The organism is Pseudomonas congelans, assembly GCF_900103225.1.
In the GTDB taxonomy this organism is placed as follows: Bacteria; Pseudomonadota; Gammaproteobacteria; order Pseudomonadales; family Pseudomonadaceae; genus Aquipseudomonas; species Aquipseudomonas congelans.
In genome coordinates, this window is record NZ_FNJH01000003.1 from 368,786 (window position 1) to 389,796 (window position 21,011).

Annotated in this window: 17 protein-coding genes, 1 tRNA gene and 1 pseudogene; 7 read left to right on the forward strand and 12 right to left on the reverse strand. The window is 57.8% G+C overall.

The features are described 5' to 3' along the window. Positions 1 to 201 precede the first annotated feature (201 nt). Positions 202 to 278: transfer RNA gene (locus tag BLR20_RS13050), tRNA-Arg, on the forward strand. Between the two features lie 520 nt (positions 279 to 798). Here BLR20_RS13050 and BLR20_RS13055 read toward each other — a convergent pair. After that, complete coding sequence (locus BLR20_RS13055; RefSeq protein WP_025991046.1) at positions 799 to 1,725, reverse strand: alpha/beta hydrolase; 927 nt, start codon at positions 1,723 to 1,725, stop codon at positions 799 to 801. Positions 1,726 to 1,846: 121 nt separating this feature from the next. Between BLR20_RS13055 and BLR20_RS13060 the strand changes: the two genes are divergently transcribed. Continuing rightward, entirely contained in the window at positions 1,847 to 2,815 is a 969-nt protein-coding gene (locus BLR20_RS13060) for a LysR family transcriptional regulator (protein ID WP_054994339.1), read from the forward strand. A 128-nt stretch (positions 2,816 to 2,943) separates the two neighbouring features. Here BLR20_RS13060 and BLR20_RS13065 read toward each other — a convergent pair whose 3' ends face one another. Continuing rightward, positions 2,944 to 5,358 (reverse strand): DUF3772 domain-containing protein, encoded by a 2,415-nt coding sequence (locus tag BLR20_RS13065; protein ID WP_010434877.1) that lies wholly within the window; start codon positions 5,356 to 5,358, stop codon positions 2,944 to 2,946. Positions 5,359 to 5,696: 338 nt separating this feature from the next. Between BLR20_RS13065 and BLR20_RS13070 the strand changes: the two genes are divergently transcribed. Beyond that, the gene (locus BLR20_RS13070) at positions 5,697 to 6,398 is read left to right on the forward strand and encodes a glutathione S-transferase family protein (protein ID WP_054994340.1); all 702 of its coding nucleotides are present in this window, start codon (positions 5,697 to 5,699) and stop codon (positions 6,396 to 6,398) included. 211 nt (positions 6,399 to 6,609) lie between these two features. Continuing rightward, positions 6,610 to 7,194 (forward strand): TetR/AcrR family transcriptional regulator, encoded by a 585-nt coding sequence (locus BLR20_RS13080; RefSeq protein ID WP_054994341.1) that lies wholly within the window; start codon positions 6,610 to 6,612, stop codon positions 7,192 to 7,194. A 19-nt stretch (positions 7,195 to 7,213) separates the two neighbouring features. On the opposite strand, the gene BLR20_RS13085 is transcribed toward BLR20_RS13080, so the two are convergent. The 4 genes from BLR20_RS13085 to BLR20_RS13100 form a co-directional block, all read right to left on the reverse strand. Further along, positions 7,214 to 8,026, reverse strand: coding sequence for an oxidoreductase (locus BLR20_RS13085; protein WP_054994342.1), 813 nt, complete (start codon positions 8,024 to 8,026; stop codon positions 7,214 to 7,216). Positions 8,027 to 8,091: 65 nt separating this feature from the next. Continuing rightward, positions 8,092 to 9,093 carry an NADP-dependent oxidoreductase gene (locus BLR20_RS13090; RefSeq protein WP_054994343.1) on the reverse strand — a complete coding sequence of 334 codons (1,002 nt, stop codon included), beginning with the start codon at positions 9,091 to 9,093 and terminating at the stop codon, positions 8,092 to 8,094. 59 nt (positions 9,094 to 9,152) lie between these two features. Next, on the reverse strand, positions 9,153 to 9,941 hold the full coding sequence (locus BLR20_RS13095) for an SDR family NAD(P)-dependent oxidoreductase (RefSeq protein ID WP_054994344.1): 789 nt from the start codon (positions 9,939 to 9,941) through the stop codon (positions 9,153 to 9,155). A gap of 254 nt (positions 9,942 to 10,195) precedes the next feature. After that, the gene (locus BLR20_RS13100) at positions 10,196 to 10,798 is read right to left on the reverse strand and encodes a TetR/AcrR family transcriptional regulator (protein ID WP_010434865.1); all 603 of its coding nucleotides are present in this window, start codon (positions 10,796 to 10,798) and stop codon (positions 10,196 to 10,198) included. 117 nt (positions 10,799 to 10,915) lie between these two features. On the opposite strand from BLR20_RS13100, the gene BLR20_RS13105 reads away from it, so the two are divergent. Both BLR20_RS13105 and BLR20_RS13110 read left to right on the forward strand, forming a co-directional pair. Then, positions 10,916 to 11,779: an alpha/beta hydrolase gene (locus BLR20_RS13105; RefSeq protein WP_010434863.1), complete on the forward strand. Its 864-nt coding sequence runs from the start codon at positions 10,916 to 10,918 to the stop codon at positions 11,777 to 11,779. Positions 11,780 to 11,996: 217 nt separating this feature from the next. Then, positions 11,997 to 12,311 (forward strand): hypothetical protein, encoded by a 315-nt coding sequence (locus tag BLR20_RS13110; protein WP_010434862.1) that lies wholly within the window; start codon positions 11,997 to 11,999, stop codon positions 12,309 to 12,311. Between the two features lie 85 nt (positions 12,312 to 12,396). On the opposite strand, the gene BLR20_RS13115 is transcribed toward BLR20_RS13110, so the two are convergent. From BLR20_RS13115 to BLR20_RS28475, 3 genes and pseudogenes are all read right to left on the reverse strand, one after another. Then, positions 12,397 to 13,191: an NYN domain-containing protein gene (locus tag BLR20_RS13115; protein ID WP_032612404.1), complete on the reverse strand. Its 795-nt coding sequence runs from the start codon at positions 13,189 to 13,191 to the stop codon at positions 12,397 to 12,399. A 116-nt stretch (positions 13,192 to 13,307) separates the two neighbouring features. Beyond that, the gene (locus BLR20_RS28470; RefSeq protein ID WP_420875068.1) at positions 13,308 to 14,147 is read right to left on the reverse strand and encodes a methyl-accepting chemotaxis protein; all 840 of its coding nucleotides are present in this window, start codon (positions 14,145 to 14,147) and stop codon (positions 13,308 to 13,310) included. Positions 14,148 to 14,162: 15 nt separating this feature from the next. Next, positions 14,163 to 15,197 (reverse strand): annotated as a pseudogene (locus tag BLR20_RS28475) (HAMP domain-containing protein); the annotation flags it as partial. 394 nt (positions 15,198 to 15,591) lie between these two features. On the opposite strand from BLR20_RS28475, the gene BLR20_RS13125 reads away from it, so the two are divergent. Next, positions 15,592 to 16,575, forward strand: a complete 984-nt coding sequence (locus BLR20_RS13125) for a GlxA family transcriptional regulator (protein ID WP_033832826.1) — start codon at positions 15,592 to 15,594, stop codon at positions 16,573 to 16,575. A 57-nt stretch (positions 16,576 to 16,632) separates the two neighbouring features. Here the strand turns inward: BLR20_RS13125 and BLR20_RS13130 are convergent, their stop codons facing one another. From BLR20_RS13130 to BLR20_RS13140, 3 genes are all read right to left on the reverse strand, one after another. Then, positions 16,633 to 16,971 (reverse strand): hypothetical protein, encoded by a 339-nt coding sequence (locus BLR20_RS13130; protein ID WP_054993241.1) that lies wholly within the window; start codon positions 16,969 to 16,971, stop codon positions 16,633 to 16,635. Between the two features lies 1 nt (position 16,972). Continuing rightward, positions 16,973 to 19,048: a hybrid sensor histidine kinase/response regulator gene (locus tag BLR20_RS13135; RefSeq protein ID WP_054993240.1), complete on the reverse strand. Its 2,076-nt coding sequence runs from the start codon at positions 19,046 to 19,048 to the stop codon at positions 16,973 to 16,975. A gap of 289 nt (positions 19,049 to 19,337) precedes the next feature. Then, on the reverse strand, positions 19,338 to 20,789 hold the full coding sequence (locus tag BLR20_RS13140) for an NCS1 family nucleobase:cation symporter-1 (RefSeq protein WP_010434856.1): 1,452 nt from the start codon (positions 20,787 to 20,789) through the stop codon (positions 19,338 to 19,340). Positions 20,790 to 21,011 lie beyond the last annotated feature (222 nt).

The window sequence follows — 21,011 nt, forward strand, 5'->3', positions numbered from 1 at the left end:
AATGAAAAAAAGTGCTCTACAGTGCGTTTTGCAATGATGGCTTTTTGGGGTGTTGCAAATTGCATGATCGGTTTATCAGGCCATGTTTCCAGGCGACATCGGCTACAGGGTTGTAGGGCAATGACGACATGACAAAAGCGCCACATGCCGCTAAGATGCACGCCGTCCTCGCTGGCACCGATCGGTGTGTCGGCATGCAGTGTCTCAGTAGCTCAATTGGATAGAGCATCCCCCTCCTAAGGGGAAGGTTGCAGGTTCGAACCCCGCCTGGGACACCATATAAATAAAGCTCTTCAAGCCATTATCCTGATAGCTCGCCTTCTCCGTGACGGCAGGGTGACGCAGCTCTATGCCACCAATCTCGACACTACTACGTCCAACCCGCTTCCGAAGCCGGTGAGAAAAGCTGTTTAGGTAAGCACGAATCACAAATACTAAATCGCAACCAATAAAGGGCATCCGTAATGGATGCCCTTTTCCATAAGTCTGAAATAGCCTGCAGACACAGTCTGGTTGTTACCTTTCAGTGGTGCGGATATACAGAGGTCGTCCGCTTCTGGATATCAGCATTTCTGCAACCTGGAAGGTTTTAGCAATGTGCTGTCGTTGTCTTGGTGGCTCAGTCAATAGAGCAAAAGCTGTCACGAGCCCACCCGCCGCACCGATAGTGGGGGCTAGCGATGCAGACGAGTTGGGGCAGGGCACTTGCCCAGGTTTTCGAATACCTTGAAAAAGCTTTCGTAGAAACAGGACGAGCAAAACCCCGACAGCCGAAAGCTGTCGCGGTTGTTCTGCGTTTTAGCGGTTTGCGTCGGCCAGGCCAGTCTCAATGAAGCGAACGGAACTCTCCATTGCCTGCTGACCTTCTGGCAGCATGGTGGCGTAGAAGTGCCAGGCGTGGAACATCGCAGGCCATACTTCCAGGTTGACGCGAACACGGTTATCAGCCAAGTGAGTTGCAAGACGCATCGCGTCACTCAACATCAACTCGTTTTCGCCGATTTGTACCAAGATGGGGGGAAGACCGGTGACGTCCGCGAACACCGGAGATGCCAGCGGATGATTGGCCAGCGTGTCGCCCAGGAATGCTCTGGCGAGGATGTCCAATACAGGCTTGGAGTTCAGAGGATCCAGACCTTCACGGTTACTCATGGAAGCACCGGTGTGTTCAAGGTTCGCCCATGGCGAGATGGAGGAGCCAACCGCAGGCAATGGCAGCCCTTTCGATTTAGCCGCGACCATGACGCTGACAACCATCGCGCCGCCAGCCGATTCGCCGCAGAACGCAATTCTGTTAGCCGGGACTTTCTGCTCAAGCAGCCACTCGTAAGTGCGCAGTGTGTCATCAATAGAGGCTGGGAACTTGTGCTCAGGGGCAAGGCGGTAGTCCGGCATGTACACACGAGCACCGAGCATTTTCGCGTAGTTGCCGCCGATGCCGTGGTAGCCGTCTGGACGACCTACGATGTAGGCGCCTCCGTGGATGTACATCACAACCGCGTCGGTTTTGATCTCGTTCGGAGTGACCAGTGTGCCGGGTACGCCACCCATGTCGACTGCTTCGAATTTAACGCCAGTTGGCGCTGGATTTTGCGCGAGCATTTTTGCGTAAGAGTCGCGGATGTCGCTCATGTTTGTAGTGGTATCGATTCCCGTAAGAACAGGTACCAGATCGCTAAGGCTGTTGGCCCAGGTTTGGACGGCTGCTTGGACTTTAGTGTTCATAATGACCTCAATTGATCGTTCGGAGTTGGTTAGCTAATTGAGATACTATGCTTAGTATTGGGGAATAGGGTTCCCTATAACAGGTGCTAAGCCGCCCGAACGTTGAGACCACTGATGCCGTATGGAACTCCATAACCTGAATGACATTGCAGCATTCGTAAGCTCGGTAAACGCAGGAAGCTTCACTGCGGCGGCCAAGCAGCTGGGGTTGACTCGCTCGGCGGTGGGGAAATCGATAGTGAGACTGGAGGCTCGATTGCAGGTACGTCTGCTCAATCGCACAACTCGCAGTTTGAGCATGACTGACGAAGGCCAGATTCTTTATGAGCGCTGCGTGGGCGTTCTTCAGGATCTGGACGATGTAGAGGACGCGCTGGCATTTCGTCGTTCGACACCCAGTGGACGATTGCGGATAAGCTTGCCGGTTGCGTTGGGCAGACTTCATGTTCTTCAGCACATTGAGTGCTGCCTGAACGATTGGCCCTCTTTGAGCGTGGATATCACTTTTTCCGACAGGCTGGTCGACCTGATTGATGAGGGGTTTGACTTGGCCATGCGCATCGGGCCTCCCAAGGAAGATTCTCGGTTGCTCACGCGTACGGTGGCCTATCAACAAATGATTACCTGCGCTTCACCCAAGTATCTGGCTGAGCATGACGAGCCCAAAACGCCTGAGGATTTATCCGAGCACCAGTGTCTGCATTTTGTGAGCGGTGGGAGATTGCTTCCTTGGAATTTTCGCGTGAACGGTAGCTCTGTGCCCGTTACTCATGGTGGAAGGTTACAGATGGACAGTGCTGAGTCATTGCACCAGTCAGCTATCGCTGGCCTGGGTATCGCGACTCTTCCTTCCTACGTGGTGAACGACGATTTGAGGAGCGGCAAGCTCGTGCAATTGCTCGTTGGGTATGCAGAGGCGGCAGAGCCTATTCGGGTGATCTACCCTAGCAAGCGCCACCTCTCTCCAAAAATTCGACTCTTCATCGATAAGCTTGTGGAGGCTTGGTCACCTCGCCCGCCATGGGAACAGCAGCCAGTAAAAGGCACTACATCTAGGGCGAAAAATCCCAACGGCATGAAATTTTCGTGACAGCAGAGTGGCAGTAAGGGCAACTGAAAAAGCCCCAATCAGGCCGAGCCTGACGGGTGCTTTTTGTATTGCCTGTGAAAGAATAAGGCAGGCCCCAGAACCTCCCACCCCTGCGCTCCACTCCCGCCCTAAGGCGTCACCGAATCTTCCGTCGCCTCCTTCCCAGCCCCCTCATTGATCAACACCATGCTCTGCGGTGCAGACAGCGCTACACCCAATTCCCTCAGACGCCCCAGAACGGTAAACAACAGATCACTCCGTGCGCCACCCACCGAGCGTGGGCTGTTCACGTAGCCGCTGGCGCTGATGATCAAGCCGGTATTGGTCAGGTCTTTAAAGGTGACTGAAGGCGCTGGCGCATCGAGTATCGCTTCGTGTTCGGTGAAGGCCTGCAACAGCAGTTCGCGTATTTGCAGAACGTCAGTTTCCAGGGGCAGGGTGAGGGTGATTCCGACCACTCCCAGCGCATTGCCCATGGTCACGTTACGCACGTTCTGCGTGATGAACTGCGAGTTCGGCACGATCACTGTCGAGCGGTCGCCCATCTGGATTTCGGTCGCGCGGACGTTGATCCGGCGAATATCGCCTTCGACCCCCGCCAGGCTTACCCAGTCGCCGACTTTGACCGGACGCTCGGTCAGCAGAATCAGGCCGGAGATGAAGTTCTGCACAATGGCTTGCAGGCCGAAACCTATCCCCACCGATAGCGCACTGACCACCCAGGTCAGATTGGTGAGGCTGATATTGAGTGTGGACATCACCACAGCCACCACCAGCACAAAGCCGATGTAACCGATCAGGGTCACCAGCGAGGCCTGCATGCCCGCGTCCATGTTGGTTTCGGGCAGCAGGCGTTCTCCAAACCACTCCTTGAGTACACGCACACTCAGCAGGCCGACGACCAGGCAGACCAATGCCACTAGAATGTCGCTGGGGACGATGTTCAGGTTGCCCATGGATTTGGACGTGACATCCAGCTGAGTAAAGCTGGCGAGCAGATCGCCCGGGCTCGACCCCGAAGGCAGGAACGCCAGCAGTACAGCGGTGAGCAGCAGTAAGGTGCGGCCTATGCCGGCGAGCACGGTACTTGCCTGCGCCTGATGGCGCGTGGACAAGCCCAGCGCTGAGCCCAGCGCCAGGCCGCCAGGTTGCTTGGGCGACAGGAGGGTTTCGCAGATGTCACCGAAGCAGGCGATCAGCAGGTACGCAGTGGACGCCACCACGCTCACCCAGAGCAGTTTCACTGCCAGAAAGTACGCCAGCGTCAGATAGCCGCTCAACAATGCCAGCAAACTCAGGCCGACCCACACCGCAACGATAAACGGAATCAGACCGGCGAAGCCTGCCGGGCGCTCCAGCTCAAAGCGGCGGCGGGTACGGCGGTAGCGCAACAGGGCGTAGAAGAACACCAGCGAAACCGCCAGTGCCGTCAGGCCATTGACCGCAACTGTCAGTGCCAGGCTGCTGGCAATCACACTGTTGATTCGCTCCTGCGTGCCGATGACCATCAGTGCCAGCGCCAGTGCGGGCGGGAAGCGGCCCAGTGCGGTGGCGATCTGGTCAGGAATTTGCGGCAAGCGCCACGAGGCATGTGCCAGCATCAACAGCGCGCGGCCCAGACCGACGATGAAGGCGCAGAAGGTAATCAGCGTCTGCACCTGATCGAGCAGATTGACCACGTCATTGCTGAGCACCGCGTTGTGGACGATTCCCCAGCGCAGCAAGGACGTGGCGATGGTGATGGTGAGAATGGTCGACAGCCCGACCGCCAGGGCCAGGGCGCTGCGGCGCAGGCGGCCTTCGGGCAGCCAGCGAATCATCGCCCAGATCAGCAGGCGCTCCAGCAGGCGCCGGACAACCACCCAGATGAACAACGCGCCCAGCACCACGCTGATGAATTGCACACGGTTGTCCGGTGCCATCGCGTTGTCGAGCACCTGACGCACGTCCACCAGAAGCCTGTTCAAACGTCCCAGGTCGTCATCGGTCGGGCGAATCAGTGTGGACCAGAATGCCGAGCTGAGCGGGCTAGCGGTGCGCGTGCTGATCTGTGAATCGAAGAGGCTGCGGCGCAGGTTGAATATCTGCGTAGCCAGATCCCGGGCTGACTGGCTTAGCTCATTGGTCTGCCGTTCATCACTGACCAGCGCGTTTTTCTGCGCGGTCAACGTCTTGCGCTGACTGGTCAGGCTTTGCGCTTCGTCCGGTTGCACCGGCCCGAGAATGTTGAGCTGATCATTCAGGTGTTCGATGTCGACAGCTTGCTGCGCAACCAGATTGTCGGCTTGTTTCTGAACTTGCAAAGCCGCCTGACGCAGGCTTGAAAGCAGGTCATCGTTGGCGCTGCCCGTCACTTTCTGACGGATCTGATCGAGCTGTTTGTTCAGATCATCCAGACTCGGGACATCCACGGCAGGCGCGGCGCTGCTGGCACTATCAGCTTGGGGCGCGGGGGCATTCTGGGCCAGGGCCGGCAAGGTCACGCACAGCAAAAGCAAGGCGAGCAACCCGGTACGAAAACGGTTCAGCGAAGCGTGCTGCATTCTTTTTCCTTCTTTCTCTGCGCTATGCGGCCTGGCGAGGCCTGTGGTTCGAGCCTGGGTCTTGTACGGTTTTGAGCGGCATTCACTGGCCGCCCGAGATCGGCGGACAGGATATCAAGGCGCTCACGTTTGAGCGCTGTCAATGCGGGCCAAACCGTGCATCAAGCCTGCATTCTCAGCAGAATTTTCTCTGGTTGCCAGGCTAACTGATAAGCCGAGCCAATACTGTTCACCTAACAAATGTTAGGTAGGTGTTGACTCGATGCAAAGGTGCCGCTACGGTACGGATACCTAACGATAGTTAGGTAGGTTTTTTACCCTACCGCACAGGCCCGACCATGACCTCTAAATTGCGACTTTTCACCTCTCCTTCGGCTTTTCCGAATCCTCAACGCCTGCGTTTGTTCATCCATGAAAAAGGCATCGCCGATCTGTTCGATGAAACCATTTATGACATGGCGCCCGGCGGAGAGCAGCGTGGCTGGCGGCACCTGAATATGAACCCGTGGGGTGAAACGCCGACCCTCGAACTGGCAGACGGTAGCTTTATTTCCGAGACGGCAGCTATTGCTCGCTATCTGGATCAGTCTTATCCGGGCCGCAAGATCATGGGCGAGGGCGCTCTGGAGCAGGGCCTCGATAACATGTGGGATAACCGCATCTGGGTGCATATCCTCTATCGGATCGTTACGGCGTTTCACGTGCTGCACACCGGCCTCGGTTTCAAGCTTGAACTGACCAGGAACGAAGCATGGGGCGAGCACTGTCGCAAGGAGGCGCTGAGCCATGCGGCATTGGTCAATCTTCATCTGTCCGATGGTCGCGAGTGGCTGCTGGGCGGCGATGCGCCAACGTTCGCGGACATCACGCTCGCAACTGCCATTGCCTTCTCCAAGTTCCCGGTCAACGCCACGCCACTGGATGAGCGTTTCGAGTTCCTGGACCTGTACTGGCAGCGCTGGCAGAAGCGTCCGGCTTTCCAGGCGGCCTATGCTGATCGCAGCAGCGGTATTCCTGAGCTGGACTCGCCGGCCGAGTGATTGGCCTGGTGTTCGCGCACCTTGTCGCCGGGAACGTCATGCAGGATGTTCCCGGCGATAGCCGTTGCAGGCCGGGATATACCAACGACGGCCGTTCAGCAGCGGATGACCGCTGCCATGCGCGACCCCGTCTTTCTACCTAACAAAAGGCAGGTTTTTGAATTAGCATGTGTCGGTTTCCAGAAACGCGTCCGAAGTACAAGGCATTACGATGACCATCAACGCCCGTGAGGCGATCCTGCTTGCTGCCAGAAACATCGCCCAGTCCCAGGGCTACAACGGCCTGAACTTTCGCGATCTGGCCGCCCAGGTCGGAATCAAGCCGGCCAGTATTTACTACCACTTCCCCAGCAAGGCTGATCTGGGTGTCGCGGTTGCCACGCGATACTGGCAGGACGGTGCCGCTGAACTCGAGACGATCTCCGCAGAAACCCCCGATCCGATCGAAGCGTTACAGCGTTTCCCGGAAATTTTCCGGCGTTCGCTGGAGGTTGAAAACCGCCTTTGCCTGGGCAGTTTCGTCGGCGCTGAAACCGACAACCTGCCGCCAGAGATGACCGAGGAAATGCAGCTATTTGCCCAGGTCAACATTGCCTGGCTGAGCAAGCTTCTGGTGGCCGCGAACGTTTGCTCGCCCTCGGACAGCGAGGTGCGGGCGCAGGCCATTTTTTCCGCGGTGGCGGGCGCGCAACTGGTTGCCAGAAGCAGGTCGGACATTGCCCTTTTTGACACGTTGATCGACACCTATCGTGCCTGTGGGCTACTGCCGAACCAAGTCAGTATGGAACGGCGCTGATACGTCCAGACCATGGCATCTACACCGGCAAGCGAAACTGCTTGCGCAAGCTCTTATCGAACGCTCCGGCAGGCGCGAAGCGCCGCAGCATGCTGATTTGTCGGGCGGTCTTGCCGGCGGTGTATCGATGCCGTGGGCGAACATCGCTCGCCGCTTTCAGCACCACTGCTGCAACAACTTCGGGCAGGTCGGCTGTCGGCATGACATCGGCGAGCAACGCACGGACACCTGCTCGCACCTGATCGTACGCCTGCAACTGCGAGTCCGGCTCGATGCCATTTTGATCGAAGACTGTACGTACGTAGGCCGGCTCAATGACCGAGACCCGGACGTTGAAGGCGCGAATTTCATGATCGAGCGATTCGGAATAGCCTTCCAGGGCATGTTTGACCGCCGAATAATGAGCCGAGTAGGGCGCCGGTATCAGCCCCAGGACCGATCCGATATTGATAATGCGCCCCTGACCTCGTTGGCGCATCGACGGCAGTACTGCGTTGGTCATGCGCATGACGCCAAACAGGTTGACGTCGAACAGTGCCTGCACTTGCGGGATCGAGAACTCCTCGGCGCCGCCCAGCATACCGATGCCGGCATTGTTGACCAGCAGGTCGATGCGCCCGGTCTGCGCGAGAACGGTTGCAACCAGCGCACGGACAGAGTCGTCATCCGTGACATCGCAGCTCAGCATGGAGACCTGTGCATAACTGTCACCGGCTTTGCGGCTGGTGCCAAACACGGTATACCCCGAGCGCGCCAGCGCCTCGGCGGTGGCGCGACCGATGCCCGATGATGCACCCGTGACGATGGCGGTTCTTTCGGAAGAAGTGTTCATTTGATACTCCAATACTCGACAGGTGCGGGCCTGAAGTGTGGTTGAGCGGGGCGATGAGTAAGCGCTTACTTGATCTTCACGACGACCTTGCCCTTGGCACGGCCCTGACCCAGGTATTCAAGCCCTTCGCTGGCCTGTTCAAACGCAAAGACGCTGTCAATCACCGGTGTTAGCTGGCCACGTTCAAGCAACCTGGCAATGTCGCCAAGTTGAGCGCCATCCGCGCGAACAAACAGAAACGAGTACGACACACTTTTCTTGCTGGCCAGACGCGTGATCCTGCGGCTCATCAACCCGAATACGAAGGTGAAGAAGGCATTCATCCGCCGAGCCCTGGCGAATGCCTTATCCAGCGGGCCGACCAGGGATACGATCCTGCCGCCGGGCTTGAGGATGCCGACAGCTCTTTCAAGGTCGTCTCCCCGGGTGGTGCCGAGCACCAGGTCAACGTCGTGTAACACCTGTTCGAATGCCTGCTCTTTGTAATTCACCACTTCATCTGCGCCCAGGCTGCGGACCAGCTCCATATTCCCGGTGCTGGTGGTCGTGGCCACTGTGACGCCCAGATGTTTTGCCAGCTGTATGGCGAAGGTGCCGATACCTCCAGACCCGGCCGGTATGAACACCTTCTGGCCCGCTTGAAGAGGGGCGCAGTCCTTGAAAGCCTGCCACGACGTAAGCCCGACCATCGGGATGGAGGCTGCCTGAACAAAGTCCAGATTGGCCGGCTTCAGGGCGGCAGCGTGTTCCGGTACGGCGGCGAACTCGGCGATGGCGCCCCCACCCAGTTCGAACAGGCTCGCAAATACCGCGTCGCCCGCCTTGAAACGAGTGACTGCGCTACCCACCTGAATGACCACGCCCGCCAGATCGCTGCCCATGGTGGCCGGTAGTTGCAACTTCACCACAGGCTTGAAGACACCCGTAGTGATCATGTTGTCGATCGGGTTCAACCCGGCCGCGTGAACTTCCACCAACAGTTCGTCAGGTTTGATGGCTGGTATGGGAATGTGGGTAATCGCAATCTCGGGCGACTTGCCGTAATTTTCGAATGTCAGTGCTTTCATGACGCTCTGATTCCAGTGTCGTCGAACAAGGATGTGCATCCGCCGCGGCTTGATCCGCTTCAGGCTTGCGGGCGATAGCGCTCGGCTGCCTGAGCCTGCCGAATGTCCGACAACAGCCCTTGGCGCGCCTCATCCAGCGAGTCCCAACGCCCCGCCACATGCAGCGGCGGAATGGTCACCTGTTCGCGGCGGTCGAAACCCACCAGCGCCGCATCAACCAGTTCGTCGACGTCCATCACCTCTGCAATAGTGTTCAGATCGATCCCCGCGCGCTCCCAGATTTCGGTGCGCGTGGCCGCCGGGAGCACTGCCTGGACGTATACGCCCTTGGGCGCCAGTTCCACGTTCATTCCTTGGGAAAGGAACAGCACGTAGGCCTTGGTCGCACCGTAGACCGACATGCCGAACTCTGGCGCAAAGCCCACCACCGATCCGAGGTTGACGATCGAGCCCGAGCCGGACTGCGCGAAACGCGGGGCCACTGCGGCCGCAAGGCGTGTCAGGGCGACGATATTGAGTGCGACAAGCTTGTCGATGGACTCGGCGTTCTGTTGTGCGAACCCTCCGTATTGGGCAATGCCTGCGTTGTTGATCAGCACACCGATGCTTGCATCGTCACGCAGGCGGGTTTCCAGCGCCGTGAGGTCGGCAGATTGAGTCAAATCGGCCTGGATGACTTCAACGGCAACGCCGTTTTCTTCACGAAGGCGTGCTGCCAGGGCATCAAGACGTGCCTTGTCACGAGCGACCATCACGAGATTGTGACCGCGACGGGCAAATCGTTCGGCATAGACCGCGCCGATGCCGCTGGAGGCACCGGTAATGAGAACAGTGGATGGCGTTGTCATGGAGGATGTGCTCGTAAAGTGCGTTTAGGAGATGGCACTTATGATTACGATCGAAATCTAAAATGTCAACGTATTGATGTTGATCGACATCAAAATGGTCGATGCCGATCGTGCTCAGATTTCTGAAGGGGGTCTGGAGAACATCAACGTAAGGAGTACGGGTAAATTGCATGCACACCGTCGAAACCGCTTCTGCGCAAGCACAGTCACGACGGCGGTTGTTTAGCGATTGGGTGGAGGCAGTGCGTCTGTTTTCAGTCTGACGGCGTGAGCACGGCGCTCGTCATCAATTGAAGTATCGACTCGGCAGAGGGAATAGGGGGGTTATTCGTCTTTCTGTCGATGGTCAGGGAAGCGTAGCCGTGTGCGGTGCTCCAGGCGAGGAAGGTGCGCTGTTCAAGCAGTTCCGGCTCGGGCTCGCTACCGTATTTCGCTATCCAGGCATTGCGTATCGACTGGCGGAGCACTTGCAGCGCACGTTCACCCGATGTGAGAAGCCGGGGCAACGTGCGGTTTACACCCGAGCCAAACATCAACCGGAAGTGTTCCGGGTAACTTTTGGCGAAACTTACGTAACCAATGCCGCAACCCAGGAGGGTGTCGTCCAGTTCCTGTTGCACGGCAATGATGACGTCGGCCATGCGCTCGTACCCATCGGCCACCACCTCCGCCAGCAGGTTTTCCAGAGAGCCGAAATGGTGGGCGGGGGCAGCATGAGAGACATTCGCCCGTCTGGCGCACTCGCGCAGTGACATGCCGCGGGCTCCCGATTCCCCCACGATATCCCAGGCGGCCTGACGCAGGACGGCGGGCAGATTGCCGTGGTGGTAGGTCCGCGGGGCGTCTGAAGTCGACATTTAAGGCTCCCTATCATGAAACAAAAGTTATATTCCCGTCGGCTCAGCCTATCTTGTCAGTGACAAGATAGGCTGTTCTAATGGTGCCAGATCATCTGACGGGCGTGGGGAATACCGATGAGCGACATCATCAAAAGGCTTCGACTACTGACGCTGCGCGGCACGTTCACGCTGATCAGCCGTATTCTACCGGGCATCACTGGAAGATATCTCGCTCGACGTTTTGTGACTCCACAGGCATCCGGACGTGCCAAGGCTGCCGAAATCCTGAGTAAGGCGACGGATATGCAAACCGGTAGCCTTGAGCTGGACGGCATCAGAATTGCCACCTATGTCTGGGGCGACCCTGCCAGCCAGCCGTACGTGTTGCTGGCCCACGGCTGGTCAAGTTACGCGCTGCGTTTTATCGGATGGGTTCCGCTACTGCGCTCCATGGGCTACGCCGTGGTGGGGTTCGATCAGCCCGCGCACGGGTTGAGCGCAGGCAGCATCAGTCATATGACCCAGTTCGTGGCGGTGCAGCAGCACGTGGGACGCCATTTCGGAAAGCCTGCGGCGGTCATAGCGCATTCACTGGGCGCTTCATCCATTGTTTTTGCTGAGGAGCCGCAGTGGAGCCCTGAGCGCTTCATCCTGATTGCGCCGTTCCTGGCACCTGCGGACAGCGTACTTCAACAGTTCGATTCAGTCGGTGTTGCCCATAAGGTATTCAAGCCTTTCGAGGGCGTCCTGCATTCGCTGACCGGTCGCCGCTTCGCGGATTACGACGCCAGTCCGCGACTGCCGCTGCTTGATCGTCCCGCCCTGATCATTCATGACCGCCGTGATCGTGAAACGCCGTGGGAAAAGGGTGCTCGTTTTGCAGAACTATGGCCGGGCGCGCGTCTGTTTACCACTGAAGGGCTTGGCCACAATCGGCTGATTGATCATCCGTCGGTTATTGCGGAAGCGATGAAGTTTCTGAAACCGGATCATCATTAACGGCATCCGCAACGGATGGCCTTTCCAACGCTTCCACTCTAAAGCGTCTACACGCAGCTTCATGAAATCCGTATGTGCCAGCTGGATCTGGCTCGTTCAATTGCAAGATGAATAACGGAAGCCAGGTGCGTTTCCGCTCATCACGAGCTGAGCTTCTTTTAAAAGTCCTGACGTAGCCGGACAGGCGGGTCAGTGTCTTCAGAAGTTGGAGGCCGCTATGGGTTTTAATAATTTTTCCGATGAGTTGGCGGTGCTTGAAATCGTCCGCAGCGCGAACTTCGTTCGGCCTGGAAAGTTGACGTCTGGTCAAATTTATCTCGCACTGATACGTCTTCAATCAGACGTTCCGGCGGCCGGGGAGTTTATGGCAATGATTGATGAGCTGGTCAAAGAGGGGCTGCTGGTTTCAGCCGCTGTGCTGGAGCACGACATCTCGTTTCCCTATGTCCAGCACATTGTTCTCGGTGTTACCGAAACAGGTGCGGCCGTACTGGAAAACCTGAGCTTTCAGGCTGACCTTTTTTACATGTGATCGGCGGAGCCGTTCCAGCTACAGCGTCAGGAAAGAACCGACAGTGATGCAATAGTCGCAGCCGTCAGTCCCGGACTGACGAACCTCACTTGCCCTGCACCCTGTGTCGCGCGTAGAGCACTGCTGTTCCGCCGGAAGCCGCACGGGCCTGTAGCTCGAACGTTTGTGGATAGCCTTTGATCAGATCGCTCAGTTTCTTGTAGCCATGAGTACGAGGATCGAACTCAGGGCGCAGTTTGGTGATGTTTGTGCCAATGGCGCCCAAGGGTGCCCAGCCGTCTTCATCAGCAATATCGTCCATTATCTTTGCGATGAAGCCCACGGGGGCTTTGGGTTTCTTGCTCGGCTCGGTTGCCACCGATTTCACGTTGCTCGGTGTTGCAGTTGCATCGGGCGTAGAGTCTCCGCTGGCCGGGGTGGTGATCTCTTCACGAAGCAATTCGATGTAGATGAACTTGTCGCAGGCCGCCACAAAGGGTTTGGGTGTCTTTTCTTCGCCAAAGCCATAAACGGTCAGGCCTTCCTCACGCAAACGCGAAGCCAGACGTGTGAAGTCACTGTCGCTGGACACCAGGCAGAACCCGTCGAAACGACGCGTGTAGAGCAAGTCCATCGCGTCGATTATCAACGAGCTGTCAGTCGCATTCTTGCCTTTGGTGTAGGCGAATTGCTGGATGGGCTGAATGGAGTAGTCGAGCAGAACTTTCTTCCAGCCGCCGAGTTGCGGGCCGGTCCAGTCACCATAGATGCGCTTGACGCTGGCCACGCCGTATTTGGCGATCTCTTCGAAAAGGCCTTCTACGATAGCCGCTGGCGCATTGTCGGCATCAATCAGCACTGCCAAGTGCTTTTGAGCGCTGTTGGGGTTTTGAACGGCCATGGATCACCCTCGTACGAAAGCATAACCATACCGTCAAAACGAGAGATTGGCGCTATTCCCCGATATTTATGCAAGGCAGGCCGCTGCCGAAGCTTTCCGGCAGCGGCCCTGGCACGTCAGATTCGGAAACTGCCCACCAACTGCGTCAGCCGGGTGGACTGCTGTTCAAGGTCAGTGCACGCGCGCAGGGTCGCGTTCAGGTTCTCTACGCCTTGCTGGTTCAGCGTGTTGATCTCGGTGATGTCCACGTTGATCGCTTCCACGACGGCGGTCTGCTCTTCGGTGGCAGTCGCCACTGACTGGTTCATGCCGTCGATTTCGCCAATCCGATCGGTGACGTTCTCCAGACTTGTCACGGCCTTGTTGGCAATCTCGACCGTTTCAATGCTCTCACGCTGGCTTTCATTCATGATCGCTACGGCTTCACGGGCACCGGATTGCAGTTGCTCGATCATCTCCTGCACTTGGCTCGCTGATTCCTGGGTTCGATGTGCCAGGCTGCGGACTTCGTCGGCGACCACGGCAAAACCTCTGCCGGCTTCACCCGCACGCGCGGCCTCGATGGCCGCATTGAGGGCCAGAAGATTGGTCTGTTGGGAGATGCCGGTAATCACGTCCAGAATCTGGCCGATGTTGGCTGTCTTGGTGTTCAGCGTTTCGATCTGCTCGCTTGCGCTGCTGATTCGTTTGGAAAGACGGCTCATGGCCGAGATGTTCTGCCCGACTACGTCCTGCCCGTCCGACGCCAGCGTCCGTGCATCGCTGGAGTGACCCGACGCACGCGCGGCGTTCTGGGCGATCTCCTGCGTTGCGGCGCCCAGTTCATTGATGGCAGCGGCGACGCTGTTGGTGCGGTGGGACTGTTGATCGGAGTTGAGCATCGACGAGTTGGATGCAGTCAGTACCCGCTGTGCAACTTCATTGAGCTGCACGGTGGAGGAGGCGACTTCACGCATCGAGTCATGGATTCGCTCTACAAAGAGGTTGAAGCCATTACCCAGATACCCGAACTCGTCCTGGCTCTCGATGATCAGGCGCTTGGTCAGGTCACCTTCGCCGGCAGCGATATCGTGCATGGCACGGCCCATCAGGTTCAGTGGCCGCAGCAGAACGCCCAGGAGCATGCCCAGCAGCAGGATGATCAGTACCACAGCAATCACAGTGGCCACGATGGCCGAGTTTCTGAACTCGCCCAGCGCCGCGTAAGCCGTGTTTTTATCCATCGCCACGCCAACGTACCAGTTGACCGAGGGCAGGCCGTCCACGTGCGCGAAGGTAAGGATCTGCGTCTTGCCGGCAAACTCGCTTTCACTCAGGTCTTGCGACAGCTTCGGTGTTTTCGCCGGGTAGACTTCGGCCAGCGTCTTCATCACCAGGGAGGTGTCCGGATGAACCAGGATGCGGCCATTCGCGTCGACCAGGAACGCGTATCCGTCGCCGTGCAACCGAAGTGAGCTGATCATCTTCACCAGAATTTCCAGGCTCAGGTCGCCGCCAATCACACCGGCCACGCCAGACTCACCCTTGATCGGTGTGGCAAGGGTCACGATCAAACCCTTGGTCACGGCGTCCAGATACGGCTCGGTGAGGATGGTTTTGCCGGCGCGAACGGCATCGACATACCACGGTCGGGTTCTGGGGTCGTAATCGGCCGGCATGTCATCAGGCGGCTGGGTGACGAAAGAGCCATCACTTCTGCCCTGGTAAATGCTCATGAAGGTGGCGATCAGCGTAGGTTGGCCAAGCACCCGATTCTGCTCTTGCGGGGACTGAGGCGAAGATGCGTTTTCCGCCAGGCTCTCTACCAGAAGAATTCGTCCTGAAAGCCAGTTACGGATATTGCCGGCGGTGCTTTCGCCTGTCTGGTTCAGGTTCTCCTTGAGTTGCATGCGCAATGTATTGCGCTGCAGATAGTCGTTATAGAAGGTGAACAACGTGAATGCGGCGATCACCACCAGGGACGCCGCCAAGAGGATTTTATGGCTGAATTTTAAAGATTTTCTCATGCCGATATGAGCCTTTAGATATTACTCGGAAATGATGTACTGCGAGCGCAACGGCGTTTTATCGGCTGGCAGGCTGATTAATGAATGCCGATCGTCATATGAATGAGTGCGCACAAAGCGACAGCACGCATTTCTAAAAGCGACGCAGCGTTTTTCACGATGTTTTGATAACGTCACGAAAGCAAAAATGAAGTGCATGGAACGCATTCAGCGCGCGTTTTCAATGTATACCTCTCTGCAACGTTTCACGTTTCCTGCGCTTTGCGGTTCTTTATGGGGATAGAAGACATGAACCGTTCACCAGGTGGCACAGGTACGTCGGCAAGAGTGGTCTTCAATTGGCGTGAATCAAGCGAGGTTTCAAGTGATCGCCAGGCGTAAATTCAGCGACGCAATGCAAGGAAAAAACCTTCGCTTTCTGCAAGAGGAAAAACATGAGTCCAGGCGGCAAACGCGTGCCGGTTTTCTTCTGCTGGAGCATTTTTCGCTACCTGCTTTCACTCAGGTGTTGGACGCCATTGTCACGGCCAATCTGCTGCGGCGGGATCTGTTTTCGACCATCACGCTTGGTCTTGGCGAAGGCGAGGTAGTCAGTGACCTCGGGCTGGTGATCCGCCCGGATGAGCTGTTTGGGCGAGCCAGCCTTGCAGGACTCGACCTGCTGGTCATCTGCGGAGGCTATCGCACCGAGTTGAAGGCAAGCGATAACCTGATCCGCTTATTGCGCGACGCTGCCTCTCAGGGAGTAACCCTGGCAGGACTATGGAACGGCGCCTGGTTTTTGGGGCGGGCCGGTTTGCTGGATGGATACCGATGCGCGATCCACCCGGAGCATCGACCCGCTCTCGCGGAGATCGCCAGCGTGGGCCAGGTCACGAGTGAAGCGTATGTCGCAGACAGGGACCGACTGACCGCCTCAAGTCCGACAGGCGCCTATCATATGGCGCTGGAGTGGATCAAAGGTTTGCATGGCAAGGCGCTGGTAGAGGGGATCGAAGACATCCTGTCATTCGAGGAGTCCAGATACCGGCGTATCAAAACCTCGCCGTTACTGTCCGTGAGCGCTCCTTTGCGCGAAGTGATTCGACTCATGGAGTCGAATCTGGAGGAGCCTCTGGAAATGGAAGAGCTCGCTGTTTATGGGGGCCGTTCGCGACGTCAGCTTGAGCGATTGTTCAAAGAGCAGTTAGGCACTACCCCGCAGCGCTATTATCTGGAACTGCGCATCACCGAAGCTCGGCGGCTGCTGCAGCACACTGAGTTGTCTCAAACCGAAGTGCTGGTGGCGTGCGGATTTGTATCGCCGAGTCATTTCAGCAAGTGTTACAGCTCCTACTTCGGTTACCGCCCCTCTGCGGAGAAAAGGCGTGTCAAATAGTCGAGTGGGCGAACATCACAATGATGTTCATCATTACGCGTTGTGGCATGAAAGTGCTTACTTACCACTTGCCTGTTGTTCCGACGCCTCGTGCTCTGCATACCACTGTGCATAAGGCGTGTTTTGCACCTTGCGCCGATTGAAATCCTCGGCGCCATCGGTCCACCAGACTTCACCGCGCTCGCCCAGTGCAACTTTGGCCTTGTCGACACTGGCTCGTGCTGCCTTCAAGGCTGCGGGGTCTTCGGATGCCTTGGCGGTTTTGACTGCACGACGTGCGGCCATCAGTTCATCCACCAGATGCTGGCGGACGTCGTGGCTCAAAGAGGGGTTGGAGCACCGCCAGAGTTGCCCTTTGACCACAAAATACCGACCATCAGGTGTGGTCGGGTTCATGCTACGGATATCCGCGGGCGACCGCGTCGGCGCCGATCAGGCCTGTCACTCGCCCGGCCAGCGTGTCCAGCCCGAACGGCTTGGTCAGTACCTGCGTGCAAGGCCGCAGGTGGCAATCGTCCAGTACCGACGTCTTGGCGTAACCGGTGATGAACAGGGTCGGCAGGCCGGGTCGACAGTCACCGGCGGCATCGGCCATTTCCCGGCCGTTCATGCCGCCTGGCAAGCCTATATCACTGATCAGCAGGTCGATGCGGGTATCCGACTGCAGTATCTCCAGGCCTGATTGTGCGTCAGCGGCTTCCAGGCAGTTGTAGCCCAGACCGCTGATGACTTCGGCGACGAGCATCCTCACCGAGGGTTCGTCATCCACGATCAGAACGGTTTCACCGGTGTGATGCGGTGGTTCTTCGATGACTTCCGGTTCAACGGCGCGGGGAGCATTTTCAGCGGTGTGGCGTGGCAGGTGCATGACCACGCTGGTGCCCTGGCCTTCGACCGATTCGACGCGAATCTGCCCGCCGGACTGACGCACAAAACCATACACCATCGACAGCCCGAGACCGGTGCCTGCACCGATGGCCTTGGTGGTGAAGAACGGTTCAAACGCTTTGGCGGCGATGTCCGGACTCATGCCGATGCCCGTGTCGGTGACCCGTATGCTCAGGTGCTCGCCGGCAGGAATGCCATGATCCGGGTCGGTGCACTCTTCAAGGGACGCATTGGCAGTCTCAATGACAATGCGCCCGCCGTTGGGCATCGCGTCGCGGGCATTCAGGCACAGGTTCAGCAGCGAGCTTTCCAGCTGAGCGTGGTCGATCAGCGCGGGCCACAGGTCATTTTGCGCGATGACCTTTATGTCTATCTCCGGGCCGACGGTACGGGTGATCAACTCTTCCATGTCATGAATCAACCCGTTGACGTCGGTGACTCTCGGCGACAGTGTCTGGCGTCGTGAGAACGCCAGCAGACGGTGGGTCAGCGACGCCGCGCGGCGTACCGCGCCCTGGGCGACCGATACGTAACGGTCGACGTCGCCGACGCGGCCCTGGGCCAGTCGTTTGGTGATCAGTTCCAGGCTGCCGGAAATACCGGCCAGCAGATTATTGAAGTCGTGTGCGATGCCCCCCGTCAGTTGCCCGACGGCATCCATTTTCTGTGAGTGGCGCAGGGCATCTTCGATCTGCTCGCGTTCGAAAACGGCCTGTTCGATACGCTGTTCGAGTGTCTGGTTGAGTTCTCTGACCGCTTCTTCGGCTTTTTTTCGGGCGGTTACATCAATAGAGGAGCCGATCAGACCGATCACTTCGCCGTTGGCATCGAGCAGCGGCGCTTTGGTCGAGAGCCATATCGCTGCGGAGCCGTCAGCCAGGTTGACCTGTTCTTCGATCTGTTCGCTGACATTGCTCTGCATGATCCGGCGGTCGGTTTCCATGAGGATCCGCGCCTGTTCCTGGTCATCCAGAAACTCCAGATCCGTCTTGCCGATGAAAAACTCGGGCGGCTTGCCGATCAGGTCGGCGGTGCCGCGATTGGCGACCAGCATCCGTCCCTCGAGGTCCTTGGCGTAGACAACGCCGGGAACGGCAGCCGTGAATATCCTCAGCAATTCGTTGAGCCGGTCGCGCTCGTCTTCGGCAGTGCGACGGCTGTCTATATCGAGCAATACGCCCGGACTGCGAACAGGCTTGCCACGACTATCACGCTCGATTCTTCCGCTGGCTTCGACCCAGCGATAAATACCGTCTTCATGGAGAACCCGGTATTCGCATCGATAGGTTTCGCTGCTCTGCAGCGCGTCCTCGATTGACTTGTCGACTCTGGCCGAATCGTCAGGATGAATGGAGGCAATCACCAGCTCCAGTGGCAAGCCTTTGGCGCATAGCTTCGGGCACAAGCCGAAGGTCCGGGCAAAACGCTCATCGCCGGTCAGTTGATCGGCAACGATGTCCCACACCCAAGCGCCGACAACGGCCCCCGAATCCAGGGCGAGTTGCAGCCGCTCGGCTGCTTCCTGCGCCGAGGGAAGGCGTGGCTCGAGGGCGAATGGCCTGCCGCCGGAAACATCATTGCTCATCACTATCGACCCACTTGAACGCCTGGTTCACAAAGACTCAGTCATAGGGCAGCGCAGCGGCCTGAAAGTTGTACAAAATTTATTCTATTTTGTGCCAGATGCCTGACAAAGCGATCAGTGACACTCGATCATTCCATGATCCAGCAGGGAGTGATGTTAAATTAATATCATTTGAGGTGCGCGCTATTTTCCGCGGAGCAGGCAGGGCAGCGCTTTCAAGTGATGCCGGGCTTGGCAAATCACCTGAAGGCGCTGGTTTCATTCAAGTATTCAGCGTCTTGCGAATGTATCAATGCTGGCCGACAGGCGTAGGCAGGTTGGCAGCCTGTACCGGCGACCAGCGGGTCAGCGCATAAAACACTGCGCCGCCCAGGATGCAGCCGGTAAACCAGGCGAAGTTGGCAATCGGCTTGAACCACTCGATAAAGGTGAAGCACAGACCGACCAGTGCGGTGAGCAGCAATGCCTTGACCGCGATCCAGTTCACGCCGTTGGTGTACCAGTAGCGACCGCTCGGCGTGTCATTGAACAGGGCGTCGACGTCGATCTGCTGCTTCTTGATCAGGTAGTAATCCACCAGCAGGATGCCGAACAGCGGGCCGATGCAGGCCGCCAGCACGTCCAGGGTGTAGTGAATCACTTCAGGGTTGTTGAACAGGTTCCAGGGTGTGATGAAGATCGACGCCACCGCAGCGATCATGCCGCCTGCACGCCAGCTGATGCGGCTGGGCGCCACGTTGGCGAAGTCGAAGGCGGGGGAAACGAAGTTGGCGACGATGTTGATGCCGACCGTCGCGGTCACAAAAGTAAAGGCACCGAGCAGCACGGCCGTGGTGTTGTCGATGCGCGCGACGGTCGCGATCGGGTCGTGGATCATCTCACCGAAAATCGGCAACGTGCCTGAAACAATCACCACCGTTACCAGTGAGAACGCCAGAAAATTCACCGGCAAGCCCCAGAAATTGCCGCGGCGTACGTCGGCCATGCTTCGGCAATAGCGGCTGAAATCGCCGAAGTTAAGCGTCGGCCCGGAGAAGTACGAGACCACCAGCGCAATGGCCATTACCACCTGGCCGAACGCCGCCCAGCCGGACAACTCTTTTTCCGCCAGGGTAAAACTGATGTTGTCCCAGCCAGCGCGCCAGACAATCCAGCCTGCCAGCGCGAACATCACCGCATAAACGGCAGGGCCGGCCCAGTCGATGAAGCGCCTGATTGACTCCATACCCGTCCAGAACACGGCGGCCTGCACCACCCACAAGGCGAGAAAGCCGAACCAGCCTAGCCAGGACAGCCCGAGAAACGTCACGCTTTGATACGCGGCCAGTTCCGGGAAGAAACGCAGCACCACGATCACCAGTGCGCTGGACGCCAGGTAGGTTTGAATGCCGTACCACGCCACTGCGATCAGCCCGCGAATGATGGCGGGAATGTTGGCACCGAAGACGCCGAAGGCCAGGCGGCAGATGACCGGGTAGGGCACGGCGGCTTGCTGACTGGGTTTGGCGACCAGATTGGCAATCACCTGAATGATGCAGATCCCCACCAGCAGCGCGATCAGCACCTGCCAGCTGGCCAGGCCCAGCGCGAACAGACTGGCGGCGAAAACGTAGCCGCCGACGCTGTGCACGTCGCTCATCCAGAACGCCAGAATGTTGTACCAGGTCCACTTCTGCGGCACCGGCCCCAGATCATGGTTATGCAGGCGCGGGCTGTACCCGGCTGGGCGTTGTTCTGTCATTGCGTGACTCCCTCGGTGTGTCGTGACGGGATCGGAGTACGATCGATGATTTTTTTGTATACGATCGTGTACGCAAAACATGTGCCACGCTTTTTCTCATTAGCCGGGAATGGTCGCTAGGCTTGTTGCAGGGCGGTTATGTCGAGAAAGATGGATAAACCAGGCAGGTTCGAGCATTTGCTTGAAGTGCACGTAAACAGGGCGCTTTTGCTCATTTACGGT